The following is a 218-nucleotide window of genomic DNA, read 5'->3' as shown; positions in this document are numbered from 1 at the left end:
CGTGAGATGTTGGGTTAAGTCCCGCAACGAGCGCAACCCTTGATCTTAGTTGCCATCATTAAGTTGGGCACTCTAAGGTGACTGCCGGTGACAAACCGGAGGAAGGGGGGGATGACGTCAAATCATCATGCCCCTTATGACCTGGGCTACACACGTGCTACAATGGACGGTACAAAGAGCTGCAAGACCGCGAGGTGGAGCTAATCTCATAAAACCGT

The 218-nt window shown here is 52.3% G+C and carries 1 rRNA gene; it reads left to right on the top strand.

Annotation, left to right across the window (positions count from 1 at the left end):
• Nucleotides 1–218 (top strand): 16S ribosomal RNA (locus MR170_RS31990); the annotation flags it as partial.

It is taken from the genome of Bacillus cereus group sp. BfR-BA-01524 (assembly GCF_022662595.1).
GTDB classification, from domain to species: domain Bacteria; phylum Bacillota; class Bacilli; order Bacillales; family Bacillaceae_G; genus Bacillus_A; species Bacillus_A thuringiensis_S.
Note: the sequence above shows the minus strand (reverse complement) of the source record. Positions and strands in the feature narration are given on the sequence as shown.